At 52.9% G+C, this 21873-nt stretch carries 16 protein-coding genes, 5 tRNA genes and 1 other RNA gene; 6 read left to right on the top strand and 16 right to left on the bottom strand.

The window, feature by feature from the left end; genetic code table 11:
• Positions 1-78: 78 nt before the first annotated feature.
• The 7 genes from hutH to AC1EKE_RS02060 form a co-directional block, all read right to left on the bottom strand.
• Positions 79-1623 (bottom strand): histidine ammonia-lyase, encoded by a 1545-nt coding sequence (gene hutH, locus AC1EKE_RS02090; RefSeq protein WP_480307893.1) that lies wholly within the window; start codon positions 1621-1623, stop codon positions 79-81.
• 15 nt (positions 1624-1638) lie between these two features.
• A complete protein-coding gene (locus AC1EKE_RS02085; protein ID WP_296164940.1) occupies positions 1639-2265 on the bottom strand; it encodes a cyclodeaminase/cyclohydrolase family protein in 627 nt (208 codons plus the stop codon).
• Positions 2266-2280: 15 nt separating this feature from the next.
• Entirely contained in the window at positions 2281-3543 is a 1263-nt protein-coding gene (gene hutI, locus AC1EKE_RS02080; RefSeq protein WP_480307891.1) for an imidazolonepropionase, read from the bottom strand.
• A gap of 4 nt (positions 3544-3547) precedes the next feature.
• Entirely contained in the window at positions 3548-4525 is a 978-nt protein-coding gene (gene ftcD / locus AC1EKE_RS02075; RefSeq protein WP_296165407.1) for a glutamate formimidoyltransferase, read from the bottom strand.
• A gap of 49 nt (positions 4526-4574) precedes the next feature.
• Positions 4575-6581, bottom strand: coding sequence for a urocanate hydratase (locus AC1EKE_RS02070; RefSeq protein ID WP_297126394.1), 2007 nt, complete (start codon positions 6579-6581; stop codon positions 4575-4577).
• A 236-nt stretch (positions 6582-6817) separates the two neighbouring features.
• Positions 6818-6901 (bottom strand) — tRNA-Leu (locus AC1EKE_RS02065).
• Positions 6902-6922: 21 nt separating this feature from the next.
• Positions 6923-7009 (bottom strand) — tRNA-Leu (locus tag AC1EKE_RS02060).
• A gap of 527 nt (positions 7010-7536) precedes the next feature.
• On the opposite strand from AC1EKE_RS02060, the gene AC1EKE_RS02055 reads away from it, so the two are divergent.
• Positions 7537-7623: transfer RNA gene (locus AC1EKE_RS02055), tRNA-Ser, on the top strand.
• Between the two features lie 80 nt (positions 7624-7703).
• On the opposite strand, the gene AC1EKE_RS02050 is transcribed toward AC1EKE_RS02055, so the two are convergent.
• From AC1EKE_RS02050 to pheS, 3 genes are read right to left on the bottom strand one after another with little or no spacing between them, the layout of a single operon-like run.
• Positions 7704-8372, bottom strand: coding sequence for a carbohydrate-binding family 9-like protein (locus AC1EKE_RS02050; RefSeq protein WP_480307889.1), 669 nt, complete (start codon positions 8370-8372; stop codon positions 7704-7706).
• Positions 8373-8400: 28 nt separating this feature from the next.
• Entirely contained in the window at positions 8401-9066 is a 666-nt protein-coding gene (gene nth, locus AC1EKE_RS02045; protein WP_296163587.1) for an endonuclease III, read from the bottom strand.
• Positions 9066-10097: a phenylalanine--tRNA ligase subunit alpha gene (gene pheS / locus AC1EKE_RS02040; protein ID WP_296163584.1), complete on the bottom strand. Its 1032-nt coding sequence runs from the start codon at positions 10095-10097 to the stop codon at positions 9066-9068. Before pheS ends, nth begins: the two co-directional genes overlap by 1 nt.
• Positions 10098-10263: 166 nt before the next feature.
• Between pheS and ssrA the strand changes: the two genes are divergently transcribed.
• Positions 10264-10662, top strand: a transfer-messenger RNA (tmRNA) gene (gene ssrA, locus AC1EKE_RS02035).
• Between the two features lie 249 nt (positions 10663-10911).
• Here ssrA and AC1EKE_RS02030 read toward each other — a convergent pair.
• Positions 10912-10983: transfer RNA gene (locus tag AC1EKE_RS02030), tRNA-Arg, on the bottom strand.
• A gap of 68 nt (positions 10984-11051) precedes the next feature.
• On the opposite strand from AC1EKE_RS02030, the gene mltG reads away from it, so the two are divergent.
• The 4 genes from mltG to tilS all read left to right on the top strand — a co-directional run bounded on the left by mltG (position 11052) and on the right by tilS (position 15303).
• On the top strand, positions 11052-12089 hold the full coding sequence (gene mltG / locus AC1EKE_RS02025; protein WP_480307886.1) for an endolytic transglycosylase MltG: 1038 nt from the start codon (positions 11052-11054) through the stop codon (positions 12087-12089).
• Positions 12090-12101: 12 nt separating this feature from the next.
• On the top strand, positions 12102-13217 hold the full coding sequence (locus AC1EKE_RS02020) for a Nif3-like dinuclear metal center hexameric protein (RefSeq protein ID WP_480307885.1): 1116 nt from the start codon (positions 12102-12104) through the stop codon (positions 13215-13217).
• Positions 13204-13986, top strand: coding sequence for a zinc ribbon domain-containing protein (locus AC1EKE_RS02015; RefSeq protein ID WP_480307883.1), 783 nt, complete (start codon positions 13204-13206; stop codon positions 13984-13986). The genes AC1EKE_RS02020 and AC1EKE_RS02015 overlap by 14 nt, the downstream gene beginning before the upstream one ends.
• Before the next feature lie 69 nt (positions 13987-14055).
• Positions 14056-15303 carry a tRNA lysidine(34) synthetase TilS gene (gene tilS, locus AC1EKE_RS02010; RefSeq protein WP_480307881.1) on the top strand — a complete coding sequence of 416 codons (1248 nt, stop codon included), beginning with the start codon at positions 14056-14058 and terminating at the stop codon, positions 15301-15303.
• A 103-nt stretch (positions 15304-15406) separates the two neighbouring features.
• On the opposite strand, the gene AC1EKE_RS02005 is transcribed toward tilS, so the two are convergent.
• From AC1EKE_RS02005 to dnaG, 5 genes are all read right to left on the bottom strand, one after another.
• Positions 15407-15479 (bottom strand) — tRNA-Gly (locus AC1EKE_RS02005).
• An 80-nt stretch (positions 15480-15559) separates the two neighbouring features.
• The gene (dnaA, locus tag AC1EKE_RS02000) at positions 15560-16972 is read right to left on the bottom strand and encodes a chromosomal replication initiator protein DnaA (RefSeq protein ID WP_297126412.1); all 1413 of its coding nucleotides are present in this window, start codon (positions 16970-16972) and stop codon (positions 15560-15562) included.
• Positions 16973-17295: 323 nt separating this feature from the next.
• On the bottom strand, positions 17296-18618 hold the full coding sequence (locus tag AC1EKE_RS01995; RefSeq protein WP_480307880.1) for an ABC transporter permease: 1323 nt from the start codon (positions 18616-18618) through the stop codon (positions 17296-17298).
• On the bottom strand, positions 18611-19594 hold the full coding sequence (locus AC1EKE_RS01990; protein ID WP_297126417.1) for an ABC transporter ATP-binding protein: 984 nt from the start codon (positions 19592-19594) through the stop codon (positions 18611-18613). The genes AC1EKE_RS01995 and AC1EKE_RS01990 overlap by 8 nt, the downstream gene beginning before the upstream one ends.
• A 17-nt stretch (positions 19595-19611) precedes the next feature.
• Positions 19612-21657 carry a DNA primase gene (dnaG, locus tag AC1EKE_RS01985; protein WP_480307878.1) on the bottom strand — a complete coding sequence of 682 codons (2046 nt, stop codon included), beginning with the start codon at positions 21655-21657 and terminating at the stop codon, positions 19612-19614.
• Positions 21658-21873 lie beyond the last annotated feature (216 nt).

Below are 21873 nucleotides of genomic sequence, written 5' to 3'. Positions count from 1 at the left end.
CAATTAAAAAAGATCCTTGGTCCCAAGATAAGGGACCAAGGATCTTTGTCAAAAAACCTCAGCTAATGAGGGCAGATATTACTTCTGGAGCTCTGCGAAGCAGTAGCTGTAGACGAAAGAGGCGCTCTTGTCGATGATTGGGCACATAACCACATCGTTCTCGATGAAGGGCACATCCTTTCGGAAAGCTTGGAAGAGCTTCTGCAGCCTCGGCGAGGTCTTCTCCTGATTGCCCTCGAGCTGTAGAGCCTGAGCAGCATTCAGCAGCTCGATGCCAAGGATAGCGTAGAGGTTGTCCAAGAGAGGAAGCATCTTCGTGGCAGCATTGGCACCCATCGAGACGTGATCCTCCTGACCATTGGAGCTGACGATGCTGTCGGAGGAGGCAGCAAAGCAGTACATCTTATTGCGGCTGACCATAGCAGCAGCAGCGTACTGAGGGATCATAAAGCCTGAGTTGAGACCCGGATTGGCCACCAAGAACTCCGGCAGACCCTTTAGCCCAAGGATTAACTGGGCGGTACGGCGCTCAGAGATATTGCCAAGCTCTGCCATAGCGACTGCCAAGAAGTCCATCACGAGGGCGATAGGCTGACCATGGAAGTTGCCACCGCTGACGATGAGATCGTCATCAGGGAAGATCGTGGGGTTGTCGGTGACGGAGTTGATCTCACGTGTGATCACCTCAGAGACATAGGTGAAGGAGTCCCACGAAGCTCCGTGTACCTGCGGAATGCAACGGAAAGAGTAGGGGTCCTGTACCTGCGGCTTTGCCTTCTGCTGGAGGGCGCTCTCCTCAAGGAGCGTCCGCATCTGGCGAGACACCTCTGCCTGTCCGGGATGAGGACGAACCTCATGGAGCTGAGGGATGAATGGCGCCTGTAGGCCATCGAAAGCCTCAAGTGACACCGCACCGATCGCTGTGGATGCATAGAGGGCGCGACGACACATTATGAGGGCATACACGGCATGGGAGCTCATAAACTGAGTGCCATTGAGCAGTGCCAGACCCTCCTTGCTCTTGAGCGTGATGGTCTTGATGCCAGCGTCCTCAAAGGCCTTGTGTGAGCAGACCTTCTCACCCTTGTAGTACACCTCTCCCTCACCGATCAGCGGGAGGAAGAGCTTGGCGAGAGGTGCCAAGTCGCCCGAGGCACCGAGGGAGCCCTTATCGTAGACGATCGGGGTGATGTCGTGATTGAGCATATCGATGATGCACTGGACCGTAGCCACCTGGACACCACTATTTCCCAGCGAGAGGGCGTGTGCCTTGAGGAGTAGCATGATCTTCACGATCGGAAGTGGCACCTCCTCCCCGTAGCTGCAGGAGTGACTCTTCACGAGATTCTCCTGTAGAGCGGTCAGGTCATCGGATGGGATGCTGATGTTGCAGAGTGATCCAAAACCGGTGGTGATTCCGTAGAGAGGACGTCCGGCGGTCTTCACCTTCTCATCCAGGTAGTCGCGACACTTCTGTATACGCTGCTTAGCAACGTCTGAGAGCTTGTACTCGACGGACTCGGCTGTGATGAGTTGCTCGATCTCCTCAATGGTGATGTCCTTCTCACCGACTGAGTAGGTGAGATGCTCCTTGGTGCAGTAGGGGACTGATTTTAGTTTCATAAAGTTGTGGTGTGGTTAGAGATTCTGATAGACGTGAGCCAGGATCTTCTGCTCTGTCTCGTTGACCTTTCTCTCAAGCTCAGCAGCGCGGTCGGCATGCTCCTTGACAAAAGTCTCATCCTTGATCGATCCGAGGTTGATACGGACGTTGAGGAGTGCACCGATCACCGCATAGCGGCAGGCCATCATGGCGCAGCAGGCATCCGTGATAGAGTTTTGATTCCCCTTCATGATCACCTTCTCGATCAGAGGCATCAGCTCAGCGGCTTTCTCGGCAACCCTCATCGGCACGTCGGCAGCGATCTTAGTGCCTCGCTGGATCTCAGCGGAGCGTGCTTCCTTCTCCTCCTCGGTCTCCTTGGGCCACTTGAAGGCTGCAAAGACGACATTGAAGGCATCGCTATCCTTGTCGACAGCCTCGAGTAGCTCCTTCTGTATCTCAGAGACGCGAGAGACGATCTCGCGCATCTCCTCCTCAACATCGGCATACTTCTTCTTGCCTATGGTGAGGTTGCCTACCATAGAGGTGAGAGCAGCAGCGATGGCGCCATTGAGGGCTGAGACACTGCCTCCACCGGGTGCGGGAGAGTCACTCGCCAGCTCATCGATGAAGCCGGCAACGGTCATATCTATTAGTTTCATTATAAATGTAGTCGGTTAGTTGTGGTAAGGGATCCCACCCTTGACAGTGGTCTCCACGATATTCATCCCAAAGTGATAGGATAGGAACTTGTATGAGGGGTAGCGTAGGATCACTACATCGCCTGCCTTGCCCTCCTCAATTGACCCGATCTCATCCTGCAGTCCCAGAGCGGTCGCTGCATTGATGGTCAGGGCTGTGATCGCCTCCTCGACACTCATATGCATGTAGATGGTTGCGAGGGCGATCATCAGCGGTATAGAGCAGGAGAAGCAGCTACCGGGATTGAGATCCGAGGCAAGAGCGACAGCACAGCCTGCATCAATCATCTTGCGTGCAGGAGCATAGTCGTCCATAAGAGAGAAAGCGGTCAGCGGCAGTAGCGTAGACACGGTATGACTCTTCGCCATCTTGTCGATGTCCTTATCGGAGATCTTGAGGAGGTGGTCTGCTGAGAGGCAACCGAGATCAGCCGCCAAGCCAGCGCCTCCGAGAGGATAGATCTCGTCCGCATGCATCTTAGTGGCAAAGCCCATATCCCGTGCCGCTGTCAGCAGTCGACGGGACTGCTCGAGGTCGAAGACATTCTTCTCAGTGAAGATGTCCACATTACGAGCCAGCCCCCTCTCCTTTACGAGTGGGAGCATCTCTCGTATGATGAAGTCGATATACCCATCCGGGTCACCCTGATACTCGGGAGCAATGTCGTGTGCCCCGAGGTAGGTGCTGATGACATCGATCGGCTGCATCTCATCCAGCCTCTTGGCCACCTCGAGCTGTCGGAGCTCTGTCTCCTTATCGAGACCATAGCCACTCTTCGCCTCCATCGTGGTGACACCCATGCGGAGCATAGAGCGCAGGTGAAGCATTGCCGCCTCAGTCAGCTCCTCTGCAGAAGCCTCTCGAGTAGCCGTGGTGGTGGCTGCGATGCCACCCCCCTTCTCCATAATGCTCATGTAGCTCTCGCCCGCGAGACGCCACTGAAACTCATCCTCACGGAAGCCTCCGAAGACTAAGTGGGTATGTGAGTCCACGAGTCCGGGCAGGACACTATGCCCCTTAGCATCGACTCGTTCCACTCCTGACTCCACAGTGGGACAGTCGGCAGAGGAACCTGCATAGACGATCTTACCATCGCGGATCAGTACTGAGGCCGGTCCGGATAGCACCCTAATGTCTCGCATCGCCTCTCTACCCCTCCGAGTAGTGCCAGCGACGGTGACCAGCTCACCGATATTTTCGATAAGGAGATCTCCCCTCCTCTTGTTCTTCCCCATCATCGGCTTACTTTCCTTGCTGCTTAGCGAGCTTATACTCGAGTACCTGATCCATCTGGAAGTTCTCCACCTGGAGGAAGTCCACAGCCTGCTTTGCCATATCCTCGAGGTCCATCTCGCCCTCAGCGATCTCCTCCTTATGGAGGTAGTAGGCGAGGGTCTCTCGGAGTGCCTCCTCAGGGATCATTCCGATGATCTCGGAGCCGACGATCTTGGCACCATAGCGCTTCGCCTCCATGCGAACCATCTCATGAGCGCGATAGATAGCCGTCTTCTTATAGTTCGTCAGGTTCATCGATACCTGTGACTGATGACGCTCTGTCAGGTCGACACCCATACCCTTGCAGAAGTGTAGTCCTCCACCGATGTGACGGACTCGCTTAGCGATGGCGGTAGCATGCTCGACATTTGGATCGTCAAGATTGACATTATAGGCAACCAGGAACATACGAGCACCCACAGCCACGACGCCTGCAGTGGGGTGAATGTCTGACGGACCAAAGTCCGGGTGCCACTCAGGCTCGTGGATCTTCTCCTTCATGCCCTCAAATTGTCCCTTACGGATCTTGGCAAGGTTCTGCCGCTCAGGAGTAGTGGCGGAGTCTTCATAGAGGAATACTGGGATCCCGATCTCCTCACCGATGATCTTACCGACCTCCTTGGAGAGCTCGATAGCCTCCTCCTGAGTCACGCCCTTGACAGGGACAAAGGGGATCACATCGACAGCTCCCATACGGGGGTGCTGACCGGTGTGGTGATTGAGGTCGATCTTCTTGACTGCGATCTTGACAGCCTCGATGACTGAGGTCTTGAGTGCCTCGGGCTCACCGACAAGCGTCACGACCATACGATTGTGATCCTCATCATGACTCCAGTCGAGGAGGGTCATCCCCTCAGTGTGCTTAAAGGGCTCGAGGATAGCCTCCATCACCTCCATATTGCGTCCCTCGCTAAAGTTGGGGACACACTCCATTATCTTTTTCATTGTAAGTATATAGCTTGTTCTTAATTGTTTCTTTGTAAAAGGTGGACCCTCACTTAATCAGGTCATTGATGAGCTGATCATCCACCAGCTCGGGCATCGTGATGTGGTAGTAGTCGGAGTGGGACTCATTGAACTCCTTCGCTGTGCTCATGGCATTGTCATTACGTGCCCACGAGCGACGAGCTACACCATTGATCACATCCCAGGTCATCGCAGACTTGATGATCTGATCGGTCTGCTCGGAGCCATCGAGGAGGAGGCTGAAGCCACCATTGACTGACTTACCGATGCCGACGCCTCCACCATTGTGGAGAGTTACCATACTCATACCACGAGCGCAGTTTCCGGCAAAGCAATTGACAGCCATATCAGCCATGACGTTGCTTCCATCGTAGATATTGGAGGTTTCGCGGAAGGGTGAGTCAGTACCGCTCACATCGTGGTGGTCACGACCCAGCATGACGGGCCCGATCTTACCCTCACGAACCATTTCATTGAATTTCAGAGCGATCCGCACCCGACCTTCGCAGTCCTGGTAGAGGATACGTGCCTGTGTACCGACGACAAGTCCATTCTTCTCCGCATCACGGATCCAGACATAGTTGTCCATATCCTGATAGCGTCTGTTGGGGTCAATGCACTCCATAGCTGCATGGTCAGTTGCTCTCAGATCCTCCGGCTTGCCACTCAGGCAGACCCAGCGGAATGGACCGTAGCCAAAGTCGAAGAGCAACGGGCCCATAATGTCCTCCACGTAGGATGGCCAGATAAAGCCTTCCTTGTCGTCTACTCCATTCTTGGAGATCTCCTTGACACCGGCGTCAAAGACCGCCTTCATAAAGGAGTTGCCGTAGTCAAAGAAGTAGGTACCTCTTGATACGAGCGTCTTGATCGCCTCGAAGTGACGCTTCAGCGTGAGGTCGACAGCGCGCTTGAATTCCTCCCGATCCTTCTCGAGCATCTCGGTACGCTTATCGAAGTCAAGTGTCACCGGACAGTAGCCACCGATATAGACAGCGTGGCAGCTGGTCTGGTCGGAGAGGAGGTCGATATGGATATTCTTCACGACCGCATACTCCAGCAGGTCGACGATGTTGCCGTGGTAGGCGATGGAGGTGGGCTTCTTGCTCTTCATACCCTCAGCCGCCATCTCAAAGGCCTCCTCCTTGGTCTCCGCAACCATCTGTACCCAGCCCTGCTCTAGGCGCTGACCGATACGAGAGGCATCTACCTCCGCTACGATGGAGACGGCACCGGCGATGTCAGCCGCCTTGGGCTGAGCACCACTCATACCGCCAAGACCCGAGGAGACGAAGAGGCGTCCGGCGAGGTTACCCTCCTCCGGGATGCCGAGCTTCAGACGACCGGCATTGAGCAGGGTATTGAAAGTGCCGTGGACGATCCCCTGCGGACCGATGTACATCCAGCCTCCGGCAGTCATCTGACCATAGTTGGCGACACCCATTTCGGCAGCTACCTCCCAGTCGTCCTGGTTATTGTACTCGCCGATCATCATAGAGCTGGTCTCGATGACGCGGGGAGCGTCCTCACGGCTCTCAAAGACTCCCAGCGGGTGACCACTGTGAAGCACGAGGGTCTGGCGCTTAGTCAGGTGCTGGAGATAGTGCATGACGATGCGGTACTGCATCCAATTTTGGAAGACCTGACCCATCTCACCGTAGGTAACCAGCTCATAAGGGTAGAGAGCGATGTCGAAGCAGAGGTTATTGTCGATCATCACCTGAAGTCCCTTGCCGGCAAGACACTTACCCTCGTAGTCGTCGATCGCCTTGGCAGAGAGGTTACCGGTCGGGCGGAAGCGATATCCGTAGATGCGACCTCTCTCCTCCAGCTCCTTGAGGAACTCAGGAGCGAGCTCCTTATGGAACTTCTTTGGGATGTAACGGAGGGCATTCCGGAGAGCCACTTCTTTCTGGTGCTTTGTCAGTCGGCAGCCTCTATCGGGTGCACGGCGGATCCCGGACTCAAACTTCGGGTATACGGGCAGCTCTCCACCAGGGCAGAGCGCCTCCTCAAACATATTGTTGCTATCCATTAGATTGATAAGGAATAGTGGTGTAAGATTAGCTTGTTAGCGGCTCAAATATAACCATATTTTCCCTCTTTGAGTACCTTCCCGGCTGCTTTTTGCCATCTCACGCAGTCACTATGTTTTATCGTGACTCTGCGAACAGGAACTATTGGATAAGACCATATATAAGAGAAAGGCATATCCTACTCTTCCGAGTAAGATATGCCTTTCTCTTAACTAAACTGTCTTTAACAAAAGAGTGCGCAGGAAGAGAGTCGAACTCTCACCCACATACGTGGACTACCCCCTCAAAGTAGCGCGTCTACCAATTCCGCCACCTGCGCATTATGGTCTGACACCGAACTTGGTGCCCAAGACAGGAATCGAACCTGCACGACATTGCTATCACTAGTACCTGAAACTAGCGCGTCTACCAATTCCGCCACTTGGGCGAGTGTAGCACTATCGGCTTTCGTCAGACCGACGGGCCTGCCTTCCGACCCTGTCCTTTCCGTTTTGTGAATGCAAAGGTAAGAAGACTTTCCGTTTTATCCAATACCTGTTTACCCCAAAATCCGCATTCACTCATCCAGTGATTTGCATTACGCTATAAACCAAGCATTAACCCCTGAGAAAAAATGAATGCAAACTTACTCTCATATTCGCTTGCTTTGGATTATCTCTAATACCGATATTAGTGATCGCTAATATCGGTATTAGACTTCTCTAATATCGGTATTAGTGCTTGGCTTCATCCCGGCTCTGTTTCTACTGCAGATTGGGTGCCATGACACATTATATTACGAGACGATGTATAGCAAGAGCCAGCCTTTACTATGCACGATCCAATTTGCCTTATTCTTGACGATATGCTAGGGTGGCTCTTGCCACTGAAAGGTATTTTCCCTATCTTTGCACTCAGTTAGGTCAGAGGAGGAGGTTTCCTCTTTATTGATTTCAAACTTCGACTTACGAACCCGGAAGTGTGGGTGAGTGGCTGAAACCAGCAGTTTGCTAAACTGCCAAACGAGTAATCGTTTCACGAGTTCGAATCTCGTCGCTTCCGCAAGAGTACCTGATTAGGTACAGAAAAAGGTCTCCATCGGATGTCCGATGGAGACCTTTTTTATTGTATCTATTTGCCTCTCAGTCGCGTGGTGCTAGGTCAAGGCGCGCAAAAGACTCAGGCCGGTGGAAGTCCGGCTCAGGACTGTGGATCGGTTGCCACGATGCGAAGTGAGGGATCACCGTCTCATCCCCACACTTGTAGAAGTTGCCCTCCAAGTGGTCGGGGATCTGTGAGCTACGGATGAGCCCGAGGATGCGCCAGCTGATCTTGACAGAGACCCAGAAGCTCTGGATCCCCTGTCTCTGCTCAAAGACTGTGTCCCTACGCTCGCTGGCAGCTCGCCTGATCTCCAAGTAATCCTCGGGGGTCAGTGGCTCGCTCTCCTCCCGACTGAGACGATGTGAGGCATCGCAAGCCCCGATGCAATTGAACTCGAAATTGTAGTACCGATCCTCACCCGGCATCCGGAGGAAAGCCTCCACACAGCTGTCCAAGTGGACCCTCCCCCCATCCTCTGAGATGGTAGCCTTGAGCCCACGCCCTCGGCTGTAAAACCTTAGGTAAAGCCCAGTGTCGGTGTAGGCGAGATCGACGCAGGTCAAGGGCATATACCCGTACTGTGCAGGCCAATTATTGGTCATAATGGGCAGCCTAAGCGCCTTCTCCTCCATAAGCACTTCGTTGGAGGTGAGGTCTAAGGCGTCCAAGACGGGTAGGAAAGGGATAATAGGTGTGTCGGGTGTCATGAGGAGAAGTGTGATATGGGATGACGATCTATTTTTTCTCTACACCATCGCTACCATAATGGCGTGCGTAGTGTCGGCAGTAGTCAGAGATAGGGCAGGTCGGGCAGTGAGGGCTGCGCGCAAAGCAGATCTGTCGCCCGTGGAGGATGAGCCAGTGGTGGATGCGATTCCAGTACTCCCTCGGGATGCGACGCATAAGCGACTCCTCCACCTTGAGTACGTTATTGGCTGTCTGTGGGACCAGCCCAATGCGTCTGGAGACACGATAGACGTGGGTGTCAACGCCAATCCTTGGCTCTCCGATGATTACGGAGAGGTAGACATTGGCAGTCTTCCGCCCAACCCCCTGGAGACTCATCAGCTCCCTCAGCGTCTCGGGTACTTCGCCACTGTATTCCTGCACGATCGACTCTGCGGACTGCTTGAGGTAGCGTGCCTTGCTATTGGGGTAGGTGACGCTCCGGATATAGCTTAGGATCTCCTCCTCTGACGCTCGGGACATCTCAAGGGGCGTAGGGTAGGCGGCAAAGAGAGCGGGTGTGACCATATTGATCCGCTCATCGGTGCACTGAGCAGAGAGCAGCACCGCGACCAAAAACTGGTATGGTGTGCCGTAGTGCAGTGCCGTTTGTGGGTGAGGATTGGCTGTCTCAAATCGCTCAATCACTCCATCTACTCGCTCCTTGATCGTCATCACTTCTCGCTCTGGAATTGGCGGAGGAATCGCAGGTCGTTCTCAGAGAAGAGTCTCAGGTCGTCGACGGTGTACTTCAGGTTGGTGATCCGCTCAATGCCCATCCCGAGGGCAAAGCCGGTGTAGCGATGTGAGTCTATCCCACAGGCTTCGAGGACATTGGGGTGGACCATACCGCATCCGAGGATCTCTACCCAGCCGGTGTGCTTGCAGAAGGAGCAACCCTTGCCCCCACAGAGGTTGCACGATATATCCATCTCCGCACTCGGCTCCGTAAAGGGGAAGTAGGAGGGTCTCAAGCGGATCTGCGTCTCGGGTCCAAACATCTCGTGGGCGAAATGGAGAAGAACCTTACGCAGGTCAGTAAAGGTCACGTGCTCATCAATATAGAGCGCCTCCACTTGGTGGAAGAAGCAGTGCGCCCGCGCTGATACCGCCTCGTTGCGGTACACTCTGCCCGGGCAGATGATGCGGATAGGTGGCTCCTGCTCACCCATTACTCGTGTCTGTACGGACGATGTATGAGTCCTTAGTAGGACCTGTGGGTCGTGGCTGACAAAGAATGTGTCCTGCATGTCACGTGCCGGGTGATCGGGAGGGAAATTGAGTGCCTCAAAGACGTGCCAGTCGTCCTCCACCTCGGGCCCTACAGCGATACTGAATCCGAGGTGACCGAAGATCCGGATGATCTCATCGCGAACGAGATTGAGCGGGTGGCGACCTCCTGTGGGTATCTGGGCAGCTGAGCGCGATAGGTCGAGGTCTAAGAGCCTGGACGACTCGCTCGCCTGATCGAGAGATGCCCGGAAGGTCTGAAACTTCTCCTCCGTGACCTGCTTCAGCTCATTAATCAGGATGCCGATCTCACGCTTGTCCTCCTTGGGTACGGACTTGAAGTCTGAGATCACCTCGTTGAGGGCTCCCTTACGACTGATATACTTGAGTCGGAGGGACTCATACTCTTCCTCCGTTGTAGGCTGAGGCAGGGCTTGGATCTCCTCCCTCAGCTGCTTGATCTTATCTTGTAACATACGTTCTGTCAATTGAGGGTGAGCTCTATCGTATTTAGGACCGATACCCTCATTAATAACGATTCAGTAGCAAAATTACCTATAAATATTAGAATAACTAAGGCTACAGGACGATACCTTGCAGGATTAGAGCAGATGTCGTACCTTTGTAAACATATATTCCAGAGGGGATGACAGGATTTGACAGCATGTAGAGTCGACCTGTGTAAGCACGTAGTGTAGGTTATCCGGCACTCTAACTCGGGTAGCAAACTTTTTAACTGGCGAAAATAACTACGCTCTCGCAGCGTAAGCCTTAGGGTTTACTGCTTTTTCGCTTGAGCAATTGCTCGCGGCGAGACATCACCCAAGGCCCGTGATCCCGAGGTGGCTTGATCAGGTGGTGCTGAAGTATCGGGAAGGGTTGTCGGTGCGTCTCTCATCGACAACGACATTTAAGAGACTAAGCGTTGGAGTCGGTTGCTCTGTCCTTCCTCCCGCGTCGAAAATCCGATCAGAGCTAAACGTGTAGAAAGCAGTTTGGTTCCATGTTTGGACGAGGGTTCGAATCCCTCCATCTCCACCACTAAAGCCCGCTCATACAAGGTTACGCCTGTATGAGCGGGCTTTTATGCGTCCAAATAATACCGGGGGTTGCACTCTGTCGGATATGCCTGTGGGCTATTACTTTGACAGAAGAGGAGCATTAGTGGGGGTGACTTAATAAGCATTCCTCTGGTCCTGAGTGAATCAGGATCAGAGGAATGTATGTCTGAAGGATGAATGGTTGCTGCCTCGTCACTCGCCCATTGCAGCCCAAGTGGCATCAGCTGAGTGACCCCGGGGAGAATCGAACTCCCATTTAAAGTTTAGGAAACTTCCGTTCTATCCGTTGAACTACAGGGCCTATTTTGCTTATCTTTGCGTGCAAAGGTACGATAAAAAGGGGTATTCCCTATAGATTTCTTTTCCGAAATGAATCATAGTAAGGTCTCTAAGCGGGTGTGGATATGGATCACCATCCTGATCATCTGCATCTTAGCTGCTCTCTCCTGGTGCTTCTATCGTATCACCGGGATGACTTCTTACAATGTGGATGGAGGCGCGCCTATCTCGCTTTACGTCTATCCCGGCGATGATTGGGGGGCGGTCGCAAGCAGGCTCGGGGAGACCACCTCCGTGAGGCATGAGAGAGATCTTGCCCTTATCGGTTTGCTCGGGGATAAGCCTCGCGCAGGTCATTACCGGGTACGGCCTAACGAGATGACCCTTGGGCTTTATCGGATGGTGGCGAGGGGGCTTCAATCACCGGTTAGGATCACTTTTACCACCACTCGCGAGGTGGGGCAGCTGTGGAGACGTCTGTCGGATCAGTTGATGTGTGATAGCGCAGCTATAGCGGCAGCGATGACCGATAGGGCTCTGCTGGACTCCTTGGATATACAGGACTCCACACTTGCCTTTCACCTTATCCCCAATACCTACGAGGTCTACTGGACGGACTCGGCAAGGTCTATCGTCCGTCGACTGGCTCGAGAGAGCAAGGCTTTCTGGAGCGAGGAGCGTCTCGCCAAGGCTTCGGCGCTTGAGATGACGCCTATGGAGGTGACTACGCTGGCGTCGATCATCAATGAAGAGAGTGCTAAGAGAGATGAGTACCCGGTCATAGCGGGGCTCTACCTCAATAGGCTTAAGCGAGGGATCCCTCTGCAGTCTGACCCTACGGTTCTCTTTGCGATCGGGGATCGGTCGATCAGGCGAGTGCTACATAAGCATCTGGAGGTTGTGTCGCCCTACAATACCTACTTGTACAAGGGACTCCCGCCTGGTCCTATCCGCATCCCATCGGCAGACGCCATCGATGCGGTACTCTCTCCCGCCAAGCACGACTACATCTATATGTGTGCCAAGGAAGACTTTAGCGGGTATCACAATTTCGCAGCCTCTTACACTGAGCATATGCGAAATGCGAGGGCCTATGCCACAGCCCTTAATGAGCGAAACATTCATTGATCCACTGTCCATATGAAAGTATCCGAATTGATCTCTTATCTTGAGACGCAAGTGCCAGTGAGCTTGCAGGAGTCGTACGATAACTCCGGACTCCAGCTGGGTGATCCTGATCAGGAGTGTAGGGGAGTATTGCTGGCGATAGATATTACGGAAGAGGTGCTGCGTGAGGCAGTTGAGCTGGGGTGCAATGCGGTCTTTACCCATCATCCGTTGCTCTTCCACAGCCTAAGGCGCATCACGACCGAGACATATATAGAGCGGTGCGTCGCTTTTGCTCTCAAGCACGATCTCGTCATCTATAGCTCTCATACCTGCTTAGACAATAGCCCACTGGGACCCAATGCCTACTGGGCATCCAAGATGAGTCTCCGTGAGGTGATGGTCTTAGATCCTAAGCCGGACTTCTACTGCAAGGTGGTCACCTACGCCCCTCGTCAGTATGCAGATGTCATAAGAGCTGCTCTCTCAGAGGCGGGAGCAGGTAGGCAGGGTGAGTATAGTGGGTGTAGCTTTTCTGTCGAAGGTGAAGGACGCTTTACCCCTTCTGCAGAGGCCCATCCGCACTGTGGGACTCCCTGCCGTAGTCATGTGGAGCCGGAGAGCTGCATCTCTGTTTTGGTCGATAAGGGTCGGCTGGGACCCGTGCTATCTGCCCTGAGGAAAGCCCATCCTTACGAGGAGCCAGCGATCGATGTGTTACCGGTCAGCTACCGCTCGTCAGAGCTTGGCTCAGGCATAATCGGGGATCTCCCTCAGCCGATGACACTGGAGGAGATCATTGATAAGATGTCGGCTTTTCAGCCGGTGGAGCAGGTCTGTCATAGTAGATACGATGGCAGAGCTGTGCGGAGGATAGCTTTTTGCAGTGGCTCCGGCGCCTTCCTTTATCAGAAAGCTGGCAGTATGGGTGCTGAGCTCTTTTTAACCGGAGAGGCGAAGTACAACGACTTCTATGACACAACTGACTATACAGTCTTAGCGACCTATGGTCACTACGAGTCAGAGCTGATGACACAGAATATATTAGGGGAGATCTTGTCAGAGAAAATAGGTACATTTGCACTCCACTACTCTGTAAATAGTGCAAATCCGGTAAATTATCTCGAGAGAAGTAATGGTAAAAAATAATTCAAAAGATCTAGAGGAGCTCTCCGTACAGGATAAGCTCAAGGCGCTGTATAAGCTGCAGCTGGTTACCAGTGAGATCGATCGCATCCGTATCATCCGTGGTGAGCTGCCTGAGGAGGTACGTGACCTTGAGGACGAGATCGAGGGACGCCATACTCGCTACCAGAAGGATCAGGATGAGATCGCCGAGCTCAATCGCTTGATCGGTGAGTATAAGGAGAGTACGACTAACTCCAATGAACTGATCAAGAAGTACAATGAGCAGCTCCATAATATCAGCAATAATAGAGAGTATGACCTCTTGGTCAAGGAGATAGAGTATCAGAATCTCGAGATCCAAGGATTCGAGAAGGATACCCGTATCGCCAAGGAGCGTATCGCCCGGCTGGAGGAGGCTATGCAAGAGCTGAGCCAAGAGACTCAGGATCGAGAGAAGGATCTGGAGCTCAAGAGGACCGAGCTCGACACCATCATCTCTGAGACTAAGGAGCAGGAGGATAAGCTACACGATGAGACTAAGGAGCTGGAGGCTAAGATCGATGAACGCTTGCTCCGTGCATTCCATAGGACCCGTGACTCTTACCGCAATGGTCTGGCTGTCGTGACGATCGATCGAGGTGCCTGCAAGGGCTGCTTCAATAAGATCCCCCCACAGAGGATCATTGATATCCAGTCTCGTAAGAAGATCACCGCCTGTGAGTATTGCGGTCGTGTCTTGGTCGATCCTGAGCTGGCGGAGGAGTCAGCGCGTGAGATTGATCTGCAGTAATAGGGTGACCCACTGATGTTTTAGGAGTGCTTCAGAGCTTTAGAGCCCTGAGGCACTCTCTGCTATGTTATGTCGCTAAGTCTCGAAGGTCATACGTTTCCGAAAGGGTCGACAATCATTGTCGGCCTGAGTGGAGGGGCGGACTCGGTCTGCCTGATGGATTTGCTCTACAAGGCTGGCTACGTAGCTGTGGCTGCGCATGTCAATTTCCACCTACGGGGGGGCGAGAGTGATAGAGACGAGGCCTTTGTGCGAGAGCTATGCCGCGAGCGCTATCCTAAGGCCAAGCTCGTGGTCCGATCATTCGATACCATCGGATACGCTCGTGAGCAGAGACTCTCTATGGAGATGGCTGCTCGGGAACTGAGGTACGCCTGGTTTAGAGACCTCGTGGACAGCTACGATGCTGCTGCCATCGCTGTGGCTCATCACGCTGGAGATCAGGTGGAAACGCTCCTTCTTAATCTTGCGAGAGGTACCGGTGGAAGAGGTCTCTGCGGGATGCGGACTCTGGATAAACGGACTGGGATCTGGCGTCCGCTGCTGTCTGTAACGCACGACGAGATACTTCACTATCTCTCAGAGCAACAGTTGCCCCATGTGGAGGACTCCACCAATGAGGACCCCTCTATCACGAGAAATCTCATTCGGCATAAGCTGATACCATTGTTTCAAGAGATAAACCCTTCCTTTACCTCCGGTGTCATCCAAACTATGTCTCATCTCCGAGAGGAGCAAGAGTATCTAGGTCGACAGGTGGCGCAAACTATGTTGGCCCTCTGGGATGAAGACTGTGGGTGCCTGGACTTAAGTGGAGATCCCTTTGCACTCTACCGGATTATGAGCGATATGGATCTCACCGTAACTCAGGTGAACGATATCCTCTCGCCTACGACAGAGGGTGGGGCGCTATTTGAGACTGTGTCAGGTGATCGGTACGAGCTCTTTAGGAAGAGGCTCTACAGGGTGATACTCCCTACAGTCTCTGCAGAGCAGGCTAGGGCAGAGATGGTCTGGTCTCAGATCCTTAGGATTGCATTTGTCCAGCCACTTGAGGAGGGTGATTACATTCGTACTGCTCGTCCTTCTGATACTTTTGTGTTGCCGGGTATGAGCAGGGGGCATAAGTCTGTCTTTCAGTTTCTCAAGGAGTGTGGCATCCCATCGTCCTATCGGCCGCTCTGTCCCATGTTGGTGGATGAGTCCGATCAGGTGAAGCTTGTACTCTGTCGTCACAGAGGTGATCAGCCTTTCCGCATTACCCCGGTAGAGGGGGCCGGCTACTTTGCTCATCTGCTGGTAAGGGGGGCCAAGTAATAGGTCTCACTTCCTACGGAAATACTACATTCGACTCACAATCCTTACGTTAGGGCAAAAGAAAAGAGGAGGGTAAGATGGCTCTTACTCTCCTCAAAACCTGAGCGGAAAACGAGGCTCGAACTCGCGACCTCAACCTTGGCAAGGTTGCGCTCTACCAACTGAGCTATTTCCGCATTTAGCAATCCCTTCTTGGGTTCATTGCTCTGCAAAGGTAGGACAATTATGCGATATCTGCAAGATCCTCTTTGAGTTTTTAGAAGCCAAGCATCGTAGCGAGCTCCTTCACATCCTTCGCCACTTTCTGGTCACTCTGCATAAGATCTCGTATGGTATTGTAGCCATAGATCACGGTGGAGTGGTGCCTATTGCCTAAAGTCTGGCCGATTACCTTAAGTGGGGTCTCGGTATACTCCTTGCAGAGATACATGACTGTCTGTCTAGCGAGGGCAATCGCACGCTTGCGACGCTTGCTCTCAATGTCCTCCTGAGAGACTCCATAGAATTGGCAGGTGGTGTCGATGATCTCGCTGAGATCTGCCTTGTGCTCCTGTATGCCCACTGTCTGCGACATAACGCGATGGGCCAAGTGGATGTCAAGGGGTACATCATTATAGAGCGAGTACGCCATAAGCGATGTCAGCGAGCCCTCAATGTCTCGCACGTTGTCCTTAGCGTGCTCCACGATGAAGTCAAAGACATCATTGGACAGAGTAACGCCGGCTTCCTTGACCTTAGACTGCAGGATCATCCTCCTTAGCCGTACGTCAGGGCGCTCTATCTCCACGGTAAGCCCCCACTTTAGTCTAGTGTAGAGTCGGTCCTCAAATCCCTTGAGCTCCACTGGCGGACGATCGCAGGTGATGATGATCTGCTTGCCGAGAAGCTTTAGGTTATTGAAGATCTGGAAAAAGGCATTCTGTGTGCTGCTAGCGCTGGCGATCTCCTGGATATCGTCCATCAGTAGCACATCAATATTGTGGTAGTAGTCAAAGAAGAGCTCCGGCTGCTTTGCCTTTATCGTCGCATAGACATACTGACGCATAAACGTCTGAGCCGGTATGTAGATCACTCTCATAGAGGGATTATCCGCCACCAGCTGATTACCTATGGCGTGCATGATGTGCGTCTTGCCGACACCGGATGCGCCATGGATAAAGAGGGGGTTGAAGGCATTATTTCCAGGCTTCTTGATGATCGACCTAGCGGCAGTGTAGGCGAGCCGATTGCAGAGACTCTCATAGAAGTTGTCAAACTTCATCCTGATGTCCAAGTGCGTCTGGAAGGGTGCACTCTGAGCATCAGGAGCAGCCTGAGACAGATCGGTCGATGGCTCGATGTCTTGGATCGTAGTGATGTCTGTCCCTCTCAGGCTCTGCCGAGGCATACTCTCCAGTGTCCGTCGAAGGGTCTCGTCAGGGATCTGATAATTGAGCTTCACATTGTCACCAAAGGCGATCCCGAGGGACTCCTTGAGTACCTCGAGGTACTGAGACTCGATCCGTGAGTAGTAGTCGCGAGATGGTACACGTACCGTCAGCACCCCGTCCTCCCACTTAATAGGCTTGATTGGCTCAAACCACATGTGGTAGTCCTGAGGTGAGTGAAGACTGGTCCTGACATTACTTAGGAAGTGATCCCAAGCATTGATAAGTGTACTGCTAATCATGATACTCTAAAATTTCTCCGACCTTGATGCAACTCTGTCCGGGAGATTAGATAGATCCTGGGCTAAAAATAAGGACTCCTCCCATTGGCTCCAATGGAGAGAAGGCCTTATTTGGATGCCTTGCAATGCAAAGGTTATGAAACCTACTGAAACAAAAAAAGTCCTTTTCTCTTGCTTATTCCGATCCCCATAGGTCTCAACCTCTTAGGCGTAGTACTCTCTAATGTAAGGTGTTACATTCCCATTACGATGGTAAGCGTTTGGTTGTTAGCTACCTAAAGAGAGGGAGTGTCAATAGTTAATGCAGGTTAACGTACGAGCTATTACTCATACTTGATCCAGCGCCAAAGCTCTTTCATAGTTGGTTTCTTGCCGTACATCAGCATCCCTACGCGGAAGATCTTGGCCGCAAACCACACGAAGAAACAAGTAAAGGCGATCATAATTGATATCGATAGCCATACCTGCCAAGCAGGTGGATTGAAGGGCAATCGCACCATCATGACATTAGGTGCCATGAAGGGGATGAAGGAGGTGATGAGGGAGATGTTGGTATTTGGATTCTCTGCCGAGTAGAAGCCGAAGATAAATCCGAAGACAAGAAGGATGGTGATCGGAAGGGTGATCTGATTGACTCCTTCCTCAGCGTCCGTGACAGCCCCTGAGGCTGCGTAGAGCGCAGCGAAGGACACGTAGGAGGTGATGAAGTAGCAGAGGAAGCAGATGATGATCTGCCCGTAATTGATATTCGCGAGTGCCTCCAGACTACCAGCCAGCTCAGCATCGTAGCCCCCCTCCTGTGCAGCCATGACAGCGTCCTTGAATTGGTTCATATCAAAGGTCACCGAGCTCAGCAGAAGCGACTGCAGAGCTACGAAGACGATGACGAAGAAGAGTCCCCACATCAGTAGCTGAGTGATCCCAACGAGCCCGATGCCCACGATCTTTGCCCAGAGTAGGGTGGTAGGCTTGACGCTTGTGGCAAGGATCTCCATGATCCTATTCTTCTTCTCTACCCGCACGCTCTCCATCACCATCGATCCGTACATGATGACAAAGAAGTAGAGGGCGAAATTGAAAATCTGTCCCGTGATCATCCCCACTGTAGCTGAGGCTGCCACCTCCTCCCCGTCAGCACTCCACTGTACGGTCGATATATTGACTGAGACCTTGGAGTCAGCTATGATCTTGTCCAGCTCCGGGATCTGGTAGGATGCGATCTTCTCCTGCTGCAATTCTCTTGAGAGCGTCTTGGATAGATTATCCTGCAGTGCCGGAGGGATCGTAGCGGTGGAGTAGATCGTGATGGCTCGGGGGTCCTCGAGCAAATCCTTCGTGATGACCACGACAGCGTAGAGGCTGTCAGAGGAGAGTGCCTGACTCTTGTACTCCGAGATGTCGGCAGAGCCATCCATAAAGTGGAAGCCCTCCGCCTCGCCATCCTTAATGGCATCATAGTATTTGCCGGTCTGGTCCACGATGATCACCTCCTTGTCGCTGGTATCCTTTGCGAAGACTCCGAGTAGTGCCGGCACAGCTCCTAGGAGGATCATCAGGACTGGGGTGAGGAAGGTCATGATGATGAATGACTTTTTCCCTACGATGGTCATATACTCCTTCTGGAGTACGATGAGGAAATTATTCATGGCTCTCTTCGATCTCTCTTTGCTTGTCCGTAATACTCTGCAGCTCTGTCGGGGCACCGCTCTTCTTGACCACATCAATGAATATATCATTCATACTCGGGATGATCTCCTCGTAGCTCACTACCTCCCCAATGGGTCCAAAGGTCGCCAGTAGCTCTCGTGAGCTCATCCCCGGGGTATTCTCAAGCACCAGTGTGTGCTGACCATACAGGTTGGTCTCATCGGTGCGGAAGACAAATTTCTCCTTTACCTCCTCGGGGAGCTCAATCTCGGAGTCGTAGACGATCCGATAGAGATTTCCCCTATAGTCGTTACGCACCTCATGGATGTCTCCATCGAGGACCACGTGAGAGTGGTTGATGAGTGTGATGTTGTCGCACAGCTCCTCCACGCTGTACATATCGTGGGTGGAGAAGATGATAGAGTGACCCTCATCTCTCAAGCGAAGCATCTCCCGCTTCAGGATCTCCGCATTGATCGGGTCAAATCCGCTAAACGGCTCGTCAAATATCAGCAAGTCCGGCTGGTGGATAATGGTGCAGATAAATTGCACCTTTTGAGCCATTCCCTTACTCAACTCTCCCACTTTCTTGTCCCACCAGTCGATGATGTCCAGTCGCTCAAACCACTCGCGAAGTCTCCTCTCGGCCTCCTTACGCTCCAGTCCCTTGAGCTGAGCAAAGTAGAGAGCCTGCTTGCCCACCTTCATCTTGGGGTAAAGACCGCGCTCCTCCGGAAGATAACCGATATGCCTCAGGTCTTTGCTGGTGAAGGGATGTCCTGCAAAGGTGATCTCACCTTCGTCCGGCACGGTGAGGCGGGTAAGGACGCGGATAAGGGTAGTCTTCCCAGCGCCATTAGGTCCAAGGAGACCATGGATCTTACCACGCTCGACCCTCAGACTTGCGTGATCGAGAGCTCGATGTGCGGAGAAATCCTTGACGATATCTCTCGCCTCAAGTAAGTAGTTTTCCATCTATATATGCGTTATTTCTAATGTTGTCGTGGTTGTAGCTTAAGTGTCGGAGTAAGTATACGATCCCCCAGCATCCGACTCATATCTACTTTCATCTGGTTTAGGTTCGCCAGCTCAGAGAGCAGCTCCCTTGACTTCTCATCCAGCTCATCACCACTATCCTGATGATCTGTGGGGATAGACTGAAGTTGCTGCAGCAGGTCCGAGATCTGCCTAAGGACAAAGTCGTACTTGTAGCTCAGTATTGTCCTCATGACCCGGCTGACCACCTCTGTCGGTGTGGAGGCCTCGCTGACGTAGGTGGAGTGCATCTCGCTCAGCTCCTCCTCATTCATCAGCATATCTGCCACCGTGTGCAGGATTACCGGATCCTCGTGCCAGGAGAGGTACTTGGTAATGTCGGGATTGGGCTCCTCCTCATATAGTCGCTCCACCTCATCGAGTATGGTGCAGAAGTGTGTGGTCAGGGTGCCATTCTCCCGCAGGTCCTTCGTTTCCTTCTGTACCACCTGGATCAGGCTACAGCCATGTCTCCCGGGCTCTATCTCGTAGTCGGGTATCTCCATAAGCCCATTCTTCATGATCTCGCCCAGAAGCGTGATCTCAAAGGGATTGAGCCTCTCGTCAGTCGGGTTTGATTGACCCTTGGACTCTGAGGAACCGGAAGTGATGGAAGGACCTGCCTCCTCCTCTTCTCGCTTCTGTTGCTCCTGGCGGCGCTGTGTGTTTTGCCACTCCCGCCGGGTGGTATTCCTCTGTTGCTGCTGCAGCTTTTGGATCCGCTCCAGTAGGTGCTCCGGCTCGACACCTAGGCGAGGTGCCATATCCTTGACGTAGATATCTAGTATGAGCTTATCCTGGATATGTGCCATCGACTCAGCAATGACCGCCACGGTATCCGCTATGCCCTGAGGGGTATCAGTCCCATTTTGCTCCGAGAGGACTCGGGCATTGAAGCGCAGGCTATCCTCCTCATGCTCGTTGATGTACAGCTCGATTTCCTCTGCTGTATGGGTCTTAGCGAAGGAGTCCGGATCCTCGCCCTCGGGTAGCAGCACCGTATGGAGACTCATCCCGCGCTCCAGCCCCACGTCCAGTCCCCTCATGGCCGCCTTGATGCCGGCGGCATCGGAGTCGAAGATAAAGGTGAGATTGGAGGTAAAGCGCTTGATCTTCTGCACTTGCTGCGTCGTGAGGGCGGTCCCGGAGCTAGCGACCACATTGGTTATCCCTCGCTGATGCATTGACAGCACATCCATATAGCCCTCCACGACGATGCACTTGTCCTTCTTAGCGATCGCCTGCTTGGCAAAGTAGAGCCCATAGAGCTCACGGCTCTTGTCGTAGATCGAGGAGGCGGGCGAATTGATGTACTTCCCCGTATTCTCCTTCTTGACCAAGATCCTGCCCCCAAAGCCTACGATCGAGCCGCTAATCGAGTGGATGGGGTAGATGACACGATCGCGGTATCGGTCGATGTACTGTCCGTCACCGGTCCGGAAGAGTAGCCCGACCTGCTCCAAGGTATCAGGAGAGACGCCTTTCTCCTTTGCGAGTGAGTAGAGGAAGTGGCGGTCTCTCGGTGAGTATCCGAGCTCAAATTGCTTGATGGTCTCATCACTCAGCTCTCGGTCGCGGAAGTACTTTAGCCCTACGAGTCGCCCCTCGTTGCCGTTATGGAGTTCGTTGGTGAAGGCATCTCTCGCAAAGGCATTGGCAGATAGCAGCTTGTCCCGCTCCGTGCGCGCCTCCTGCTCCTCGGCAGAGAGTTGTGTCTCGACGACAGGGATGCCATACTTCTTCCCAAGATACTTGATGGCATCGGGGAAGGTAAGGTGCAGGTATTTCTCTAAGAATGAGACAGGTGTTCCTCCCACGCCACAAGCAAAGCACTTACAGATGTTTTTGCTCGTGGAGACGTTAAAGGAGGGTCTTGAGTCGTCGTGGAAAGGGCACAACCCGATGTAGTCCTTGCCATGCTTCTTCAGTGCCACGAAGTCCCCCACCACGTCGACGATGTCGGCGCGGTCCATGATGCGGTCAATGGTATTGCGATCTATCATACGAAAATCTCGGACGTAAAGGTACACATTTACCGACTTAGAGCGTGGAAAAAGGTATAGCTTAGTACAACTATTTATCCTTTCCTGATGAGAAAACTTCTAAGGTTGCTCATCTAAGTCTTGACAGTGCCCTAGCAGGGCTTAGATACAACTAAGAGCGGGTCCGACAGAAGATGTCAGACCCGCTCTTGTGTGGGGAAAGTGAGTGCAGGCTAC

Source organism: Porphyromonas sp. C0041D3 (assembly GCF_056590575.1).
Note: the sequence above shows the minus strand (reverse complement) of the source record. Positions and strands in the feature narration are given on the sequence as shown.

Bases quoted from the DNA above. Each gene is read 5' to 3' on its own strand.
- nth (WP_296163587.1), bottom strand. From the start codon at position 9,066: ATGACGATCAAGGAGCGAGTAGATGGAGTGATTGAGCGATTTGAGACA.
- mltG (WP_480307886.1), top strand. From the start codon at position 11,052: ATGAATCATAGTAAGGTCTCTAAGCGGGTGTGGATATGGATCACCATC.
- tilS (WP_480307881.1), top strand. From the start codon at position 14,056: ATGTCGCTAAGTCTCGAAGGTCATACGTTTCCGAAAGGGTCGACAATC.
- AC1EKE_RS01995 (WP_480307880.1), bottom strand. From the start codon at position 18,618: ATGAATAATTTCCTCATCGTACTCCAGAAGGAGTATATGACCATCGTA.
- pheS (WP_296163584.1), bottom strand. From the start codon at position 10,097: ATGTTACAAGATAAGATCAAGCAGCTGAGGGAGGAGATCCAAGCCCTG.
- dnaG (WP_480307878.1), bottom strand. From the start codon at position 21,657: ATGATAGATCGCAATACCATTGACCGCATCATGGACCGCGCCGACATC.
- hutH (WP_480307893.1), bottom strand. From the start codon at position 1,623: ATGAAACTAAAATCAGTCCCCTACTGCACCAAGGAGCATCTCACCTAC.
- AC1EKE_RS01990 (WP_297126417.1), bottom strand. From the start codon at position 19,594: ATGGAAAACTACTTACTTGAGGCGAGAGATATCGTCAAGGATTTCTCC.
- AC1EKE_RS02085 (WP_296164940.1), bottom strand. From the start codon at position 2,265: ATGAAACTAATAGATATGACCGTTGCCGGCTTCATCGATGAGCTGGCG.
- dnaA (WP_297126412.1), bottom strand. From the start codon at position 16,972: ATGATTAGCAGTACACTTATCAATGCTTGGGATCACTTCCTAAGTAAT.
- AC1EKE_RS02070 (WP_297126394.1), bottom strand. From the start codon at position 6,581: ATGGATAGCAACAATATGTTTGAGGAGGCGCTCTGCCCTGGTGGAGAG.
- hutI (WP_480307891.1), bottom strand. From the start codon at position 3,543: ATGATGGGGAAGAACAAGAGGAGGGGAGATCTCCTTATCGAAAATATC.
- AC1EKE_RS02015 (WP_480307883.1), top strand. From the start codon at position 13,204: ATGGTAAAAAATAATTCAAAAGATCTAGAGGAGCTCTCCGTACAGGAT.
- AC1EKE_RS02020 (WP_480307885.1), top strand. From the start codon at position 12,102: ATGAAAGTATCCGAATTGATCTCTTATCTTGAGACGCAAGTGCCAGTG.
- ftcD (WP_296165407.1), bottom strand. From the start codon at position 4,525: ATGAAAAAGATAATGGAGTGTGTCCCCAACTTTAGCGAGGGACGCAAT.
- AC1EKE_RS02050 (WP_480307889.1), bottom strand. From the start codon at position 8,372: ATGACACCCGACACACCTATTATCCCTTTCCTACCCGTCTTGGACGCC.